4 protein-coding genes and 1 pseudogene are annotated in these 7,704 nt (G+C 74.4%); all 5 read right to left on the bottom strand.

Translation table 11 applies throughout. From position 1 onward, the window contains the following. Positions 1–2,000: WXG100-like domain-containing protein (locus HF577_RS35800; protein WP_456154041.1), on the bottom strand; the 2,000-nt coding region annotated here is incomplete at its 3' end. 78 nt (positions 2,001–2,078) lie between these two features. Continuing rightward, positions 2,079–2,822, bottom strand: a complete 744-nt coding sequence (locus tag HF577_RS35795; protein WP_169400439.1) for a hypothetical protein — start codon at positions 2,820–2,822, stop codon at positions 2,079–2,081. After that, positions 2,819–3,250, bottom strand: a complete 432-nt coding sequence (locus tag HF577_RS35790) for a YbaB/EbfC family nucleoid-associated protein (RefSeq protein ID WP_169400438.1) — start codon at positions 3,248–3,250, stop codon at positions 2,819–2,821. The genes HF577_RS35795 and HF577_RS35790 overlap by 4 nt, the downstream gene beginning before the upstream one ends. A gap of 54 nt (positions 3,251–3,304) precedes the next feature. Next, the gene (locus tag HF577_RS35785; RefSeq protein ID WP_211175365.1) at positions 3,305–6,646 is read right to left on the bottom strand and encodes a right-handed parallel beta-helix repeat-containing protein; all 3,342 of its coding nucleotides are present in this window, start codon (positions 6,644–6,646) and stop codon (positions 3,305–3,307) included. Next, positions 6,643–7,704 (bottom strand): annotated as a pseudogene (locus HF577_RS35780) (hypothetical protein); the annotation flags it as partial. The gene HF577_RS35785 and the pseudogene HF577_RS35780, both read right to left, overlap by 4 nt.

The following is a 7,704-nucleotide window of genomic DNA, read 5'->3' as shown; positions in this document are numbered from 1 at the left end:
AGTTGTGTATAAGAGACAGGTACCACCGCGAACGTGCCGGCGGGCGGGATTCCGGCCGCCGGCACGTTCGCGGTGGTACCCGCGGCCGGGACCGCGTCGGACGACACCGGCGGGCCGGTGACCGGGGTGACGCCGGAGACGGATCCGGTCTGCGCCGGCGGCAGACCGGATCCGCCGGGCACGGCATCCGGCAGCCGGGCCGCGGGACTGGATCCCGCAACCGGCCCGGGCTCTGGTGCGGTGCTCGCCTGCCGGCCGGGCGGCACGGAACCGGACGGCCCGGACTCCTGCTGCGGGGCAGGTGCCGGGACGCCGGAGCCGGCGGTACCGACCGGTGCGGGGGCGGCGCTCGGTCCGCTCGTTGCGAGCGGGGCGGCCGGGGAGGAGTCGGGGGCACCGATGACCGGCGCCGCGATCGCTCCTCCCGGCACGGACGGCACGGGGGTGGGCGCACCGGCATCCGGCGCCACCCCGTTCGCCACGGACGAGGAGCTGCCGGTGGGCCCGCCGGCGGTGGCGGTCGGGGCATCGCCGGCGGCCGAAGCCGAGGTGTCCGCGCCGTGGAGAGCGTCGGCGGCGATGGGAGCGGGCGCGCCTGCCAGAGCCCCTGCGACGTTCGTCCCGGTGCCACCGGGCTGGCCGCTCGGGACGGCCACCGCGGGCTCGCCGCCCGGAGAACCCGGTCCGGACGCCGGGACGGGTGGCGGGCCGCTCGTCACGGCGCCGGGCCCGGATCCCGGCGCCGGAGCACCGGCAGCGGCGGGGTCGGGTGACACGCCCGAGGCCGTGGTCGCTCCGCTCTGTGCCGGCCCACCACCGGGCCCGGCAGCCGGGGGCGGCGCACCGAAACCTGGCAGACCATCACTGCTGCCCACCGACGGGCTCGGCGACGCCGCCGGCGGCACAGGAGCTGAGGGGGACGTCACGAGGTCCGAGGCGGGCGCGTTCCCCGACGGGGCGGCGGCGCCCGGGGGTGGGCTGCCCGGCCCGGACCGGACCACCGATGACTCGTACGGCGGCAGTCGGGAGCCGTCGTAGGGCGGTGGGCTCTCGTGATCACTCGGCCGGTTGGGGCCGTCCCACGGCGCGACCGCGCCGCCGGACGGGGGCGGGACCGCTGCCGCGAGTTTCTCCGGTCCCTTCGGCACATCGACGTCGTCGGCCGTGTGCCAGAAGTGCTCGGCGCCATACGTCACCGCACCGGAGAGATGACCGTTGGCGACGCCCCAGCCGATGTCATCGGTGCCACCACCCATCGGCACCTGCACCCCGCCGACGAATGCCTCGGTGGCACCCTCGTTCAGCGAGGCGCCCTTCCAGCTGCCGGCGAACTTGGGTGCGAACTTGTGCATCACCATGTTGCCGCCTGCCCCGAAAGCACCACCCGCCGCGCCGAGTCCCGCAGACGCCACTATCGAGCTCGGGTCCAGCCCCGACTTGTCGCCCTTGGCAATCACGATCACCTGCGCGAGGATGTCCTGCAGGACCTCCTCGACCGCCTCCGACGCCGCCGCATGCGCGAACTGCCCGATCCGGACGATGTTCGCGCTCAGCTTGTCCGCCATCGTCGCGATCCGCTCCGCACCCTTCGCGAAGAACGACGGCCACAACGGGGCGGTGAACGGGTCGGACAGCGCCCAGGCGATCTCGAAGGCAGTCCAGATCGCCTCGATGAGCATCCCGTACTTGGCTTCTTCGATGACCGCCTTCAGATGGTGCAGCGCCGCCGCCTGTTGCAGCACTCCACCGGCGAGACCCTCCTGGACCTCGGCCAGCTGGTGGCTGAACTTGATGAACTTGCGCCCGACGGACCCGCTGACGTTGGCCGAGATCTGCTTGGCGAACTCGTCGGGATCGATTCCGGCGGCCTTCAGCATGGGAACGAGCTCCACCCACGCGTCGGCGAGCCGCCCGATCTCGTCCTCGTCCTGCGGCGGGAAGACCCCGCCGAGCAGCAGAGCGAGAACGTACGAGGCCGGCTTCGGGATCATGATGCTCATACGCGAGCATCCGCCGTCCCGTGATCAGGCCCGACCACGATCCACACCACGTCCACCAACGACAGCATCTGCGACCGGTCAGCTCGCCTCGGCAGGGGGCCCCGGGGCCGGCGCACCCGTGACGGCGGCGGGCTCCACCACGGCCGCCCGCAGTGGAGCATGCACCGGATCGACCGGCAGCACCGGATGCCACTGATGCCCCCGAGTTCCGGAGATCGCGTCCCCGCCCCCGGTCGGCGGCAGGGGCAACTCCCGCGCCGGCACCAGCGGACCCTCGTGCGTCATCTCGCCCATCGGCAGGACCATCGCCGGTTTCAGCGGGCGCAACTGCACGCTGTCGTCCGTTGCATCCCCGCCCCGGGCCGGAAGCGGCGAGGAGCTCCGCTCCGGCCGCGACATCAGCGTCCGTGGCAGGCGGTCCACCTCGTCCCCGGAACCGTCCGAGGCCGGGGGCGACGTCGCCGGCTGCTCCAGCCCGTTCCCGGAACCGCTGCCCTTCATCTTCGATCCGAGGTCGTGCGCGGTCGCGGTTGCGCCGTCCTCGGCCGCGCTGAAGAGGTTCGCCGCGCCGACCACCCCGGCCCCGGTGGCGCCGGAGGTCTCCCCCCACTTCCTCACGCCGTCTCGGATCCTGACGCCGGCATCGAGGTGGTCCTTGAGGAACTTGTTGCCGTTGGAGTCGCCACTGATCACCACCCGGGCCCGGTTCAGGAGGTCCTGGATGTGCCGGTGCAGGCTCGCGACCTGTTCGCGCTGGTCCGCGAACCCGTTCCCGCTCTTGGCCAGTCCGTGCGGGTCGACCCAGAAATGGTCGTCGCTCATCGGCCCGTGCTCCCCCCGGGACGGCCCTCGAAGAACTCCGCCAGGTGGGGCGGGAGCGAGATCCCCTCCGGCAGCAGGTCCTTCATCTCCACGGTGCCGTCGACGAGGTGGTCGAAGTCAACGCCGGCCGGCAGGATAGGTCCGAGCGTCTCCGCGGACTGCTGCATGGCCTTCGTCCGCGCCTCGGCGACCGTCCGCAGGATGGTCGCCGCGAGCTCGGTGCGCGACATCGTCTTGTAGGCGTTCGTCGGGAAGCTCAGGTCGGTGAGCTCACCGCCGTTCCCGACCGTCACCGACACCACCTTGCGGGGAGCGGTCGCGCTCGCCGAGACCGACTTGAGCCTGTTCCGCATCTGCATCAGGTTGTCCAGCCGGGTTCGGTAGGACTCCGGCGAGAAGTCCTCGTCCAGCTCGTCACTCGTGCTCATCCGCCGGTCCTCCGTTCATCGATCCTGCTGACTGCGCCACCGCTGCTGTCCCCGTCACCCGACCGACGCGAGCCCATGGCCGAGCGGCAGCGCCGGGCCGCCGCGATCCACGACCGGTCCCGCAGCGGCCAGGTCGGCCGCCGCCAGGGTCCGCGAGGCGGCGGCCGCCGAGAGCCGCCGCGCCAGCTCCAGGGCGGTGCGGATCACCGGCTGCGGTACGTCGGCGAGCCGCGCGGCCAGCACCTCGCGGACCTCGTCGGGAACCTCGTGGCCGCGGCGTTCGAGCAGCCGCACCGCCGCCGTGACGAGCTCGTCGACGGTGTAGTCCACGAGCTGCCACGCCTGGCCGAGGGTCGTCCGCAGCCCCGGCACCGCTGCGGACAGCCGGCCCAGCCGATCGGGTTCCCCGAGGAGCACGACCACGGGGTCAGCCGCTCGCCGCTGCATCGCGGCGGCGAGCGCCTCGACCGCTTCCACGCCCGGGGTGTGCGGCGCGATCGGCCAGTCCCCGTCCAGGTCGACGACCAGGACGCCGCCCGCCGCGTCGTCGAGCGCCGCGGCGACGAGGCTCTCCGCCTGGCCGGGCCACTGCGGGTACAGCCCGGTGCCGACCGGGACCCGCAGCTGCTGGCCGACGCGCACCACGTCGAGCTCGGCGAGGGCCTGGGCGTACCAGGCGGCGATCTCGGTGCGGCCGGTGCCGCGGGGACCGGCGATCGCGACGTTCGCCCGGTGCCCGACGGGCTGGCGGGCGTGCACGCGCTGCCCCAGCTCGAGCAGAGTGCGGCCGGCCGCCGCCCGGAGGGGAGCCTGCCCGGCCAGCGCGTTCAGCCGCTTCCAGCCGCGGCTGGCCGCGAGCGCCGCCGCAGGATCGGTGGTGCCGGCCGGGGTGGCCGCGGCCGGCAGGCTCGCCAGCTGGTCGAACTCCGGGCGCAGGTCCTGCGCGGTAAGCCGGTTCAGCTCGGCTTCCTTGCTGGGCGGCTCGATCGCCAGCCGGGACGCCTGGTTGTTCACCATCGCCTCGAACAGCTTGCGCGCCACGCGGCCGTTGCCGAAGGTCCCGTCCTTGGGGATCCGTTCGAAGTACTCGCGCACGGTGGCCAGGCCGTCGTCGGTCAGCTCGTAGTAGTGCTTGGCGCACAGGCGGGTGGTGATCGTCACCAGCTCGTCGACGCTGTAGTTGGGGAATTCGATGGTGCGGGTGAACCGGGACGCCAGGCCGGGGTTGGACTCGAGGAACCGGTCCATCTGGTGGGAGTAGCCGGCGACGATGACGACCAGCTCGTCGCGGTGGTCCTCCATCATCTTCATCAGGGCGTCCACGGCCTCCTGCCCGAAGTCCGGGCCCGAGCCGCCGGACTGGGAGGTGAGTGTGTAGGCCTCGTCGACGAACAGCACGCCGCCGAGCGCCTTCGTGACCACCTCGGTGGTCTTGATCGCCGTGGACCCGATGTACTGGCCCACGAGGTCCTGCCGCGCGACCTCGATCATGTGCCCCTTCGCGAGCACGCCGAGCTCGGCCAGCACCGCTCCGTACAGGCGGGCGACGGTCGTCTTACCGGTGCCGGGCGGCCCCGCGAAGACCACGTGCCGGCTCATCGGGGGCATGGGCAGGCCCATCCGCTCCCGGGTCTGCGCCATCTTGATGAGGTTGATCAGCCCGGTGACCTCGTTCTTCACTCCGGCCAGCCCGACCAGCGACTGCAGCTCCCCGAGCGGCCCCGACATCGGTGGGGCGTCCCCCGCACCCGGTTCGGGCGGCGGGGCGGCGTCCGCCGGGGCGGCCGGCGCGGGCCCGGCGGGCGCGCCCGGGGTCGCGGGCCGCTCGCCGGTCCGTAGGTCCTGCACCGTGACCTGGCCGTTCTCCGGGCTGCGCACCGCGACGCCGCCGCTGCGCTCGACCGCGCAGCTGCGCAGCAACACCGGCTCCGCCGTGTCGATCCGGACCCCGTCGCCCGCGGCGCCGGCGACCTCGCAGTCGGTCAGCTCCGCCCGCGCGCCGGTCTCGACGACGACGCCGTCACCGCGTGGCCCGCGCAGCCGGCACCGGGAGGCCACGAGCGCCGCGCCGTCCAGCAGGTGGAGGCCGTCCCCGGCGGCGTCGACGATCTCGCTGTCCTGCCACGACATCTGCGCGCCGCCGGAGATGCGCACCCCGCCCCGGCGGACCAGCACCGACGTGAGCGAGGACGACGCGGCCCCGGTGAAGGTGACGGCCGGGGTGTCGGCCGTCGCCGCGGTGAGGACCACCTCGACATCGACGAGGCGGACCGCGGAGTCCTCGGTCACCGCCAGTGCCGGGACCCGGCCGCCCTCCAGCAGGGCGCCTTCGATCGTGACCTGGCTCTGCCCGGAGACCGTCATCACCGGGCCCTCGCCGGCGGCCGCCTGCAGCCCCGCGAAGCGGGCGCGGGACCCGGCGCCGACCACGACCGCGCCCTGCTGCGAGCCGCGGACGGTGGTCCGCTCGACCTGCGGCGTGCTCGCGCCGTCGATCAGGAGGCCAACCGGGGAGGACTCGATCGTGCACCCGGTGAACCGCGGGGCGGACGCCCCGGTCACCTGCACCGCGGCGCGCTGAGCACCGGCGAACACGCACTGGTCGAGGACCGGGGCGGCTCCCTCCGCGACGTGGGCCGCCTGGCTGCCCGCGCCGGCGAACCGCGACGAGCGCACCGTCGTCGGGCCCGTGCTGCGCAGGTAGAGGTCGACGCTGGCGCTCTCCTGCACGGTCAGGCCGGTGATCGCGGCGCGGCCCTTCCCCTCCACCACCATCGCCGGTTTCGCCGCCCCGACGATCTCGCACTGTTCGATCGTGGCGCTGCCCTCGCCGTTGACGCAGATCCCGTTGCCCTGCGCCCGCACCACCCGGCACTGCCGCAGGACCACGACACCCCGTTCGGCCACCACGACACCCGAGGAGGCGGTGTCGGCGATCTCGGTGCTCTCCAGGGAGCTCGGCACCGGCGAGGCCACGACGACACCCGCACCGGCGCCGTTCGTGACCCGGCAGCCGCGCAGGGCCAGCGCGCCCTGCCCCCGGGCGAGCAGGGTGGTCCACGACGACCCCGCCACGGTGCACGAGTCGAGCGCCGCCTCGCCGCGCACCACGTCCACGGCAGCCACCTGCTGGTCGGCGGACGTGAGGACGAGCCCCCTCAGCTGGACGGCGTCGGAGTTGACCACGACCACGCTGCCCTGGCGGGCCGACACCTCGACCCGGCCCGCCCCCGGTTCGGCGGTGACGGTGACCATGCGGTTCAGGACGAGGTTCTCCTCGTAGCGCCCGGGATGCACGGTGATGGTGGCGCCTGGCTCCGCGGCCGCCAGCGCCGCGCCGATCGACCCGTACGCGCCCGGCCGGTCCTGGCCGACCACCAGCAGCTGTCGCGTCATCCTCGTCCACCGTCCTCGACCAGCCCCGGGAGCACGGTGAGCGGCCCCACCGGCGACTCCGCGCCCCGCGGCGACGCCCCGTCCGCCTCCCAGCGCTGCTTCTCCTGCCGCAGCGACGTCGCCGCGAGCTCGTCGAGGGACGTGCTCTTGGCGTCGACGCGGCCCGTCTCGTCCACCTCGGCCGCCGTCAGCTCGCGCAGCAGCACGAGGCCCCGGGCGCCGTCCCGCGGCTCGACGAGCTCGAGCACCTTGAACCGGCAGCCTGGCGCGAACAGGACGCGGTCGGCCGTGCCGGTCGCATCCGGTTCCAGCAGCCGGGTCCGCCGCGCGGTGACCGACCACACCAGGACGTCGGTGTCGCCCTCGCGGCTCAGCACGCTGCCGACGACGGCGTGGAGGAAGGCCCACTCGGTGTGCACGGGACGGCGGCGGTACAGCTCCCACTCCTGCGGCGACGGACTCGCGGCGAGTGCGGCGGGCCCGCGGTGGGACGGCAGCCGGTTCAGCCCGGACACCACACACCGCGCCAGCGGCACGTGCGGCCCCACGGTGGCCGAGCGGAGCCCGGCGTCCACCGCCGGACCGGCCGCGCTCAGGTAGAGCTGGACGGCGACCGCGTCGGTCAGCAGATCCTCGGACGACCGCGCGAGCGCGCCCTGGAATCCGGGGTGCTGCGACAGGACGCGCGCCACGGCGTTGGACCGCGTCCCGTACTCCGGACCGAGCGACCGGCGCAGCCAGTCGCGCTCGTCCACCAGCGCGCGCGCGGGCAGCAGCCCGGACGCCTCTGCGGTCGGCGTCGGCTGGCGGACCACCCTCCGCTGGTCGGCAGGGCCGGTCGCCGCCCCGGACAGGCTCTCGAGCCGCGCCGGTCCGGGCGTCGGCGACGGCGCCCGCCCGGCGTCCTGCCCGGGCGGCTCCGGCTGCACCGGTGAGGAGGGTGCCGGAGCCACCGGGGTTGCCGGGGCCGCCATGGCCGCCGTGACGGGCGCGGCGGGCCCGGCCGGAACCTGCTCCATGGCCACGGTGGGTGGAGCTGCCGGAGCCGTGGGCAGAGT

It is taken from the genome of Pseudonocardia xinjiangensis (assembly GCF_012911925.1).
Lineage (GTDB): Bacteria > Actinomycetota > Actinomycetes > Mycobacteriales > Pseudonocardiaceae > Pseudonocardia > Pseudonocardia xinjiangensis.
The sequence above is the reverse complement of the archived record's forward strand: the minus strand, read 5'-3'. Positions and strand labels throughout refer to the sequence as shown.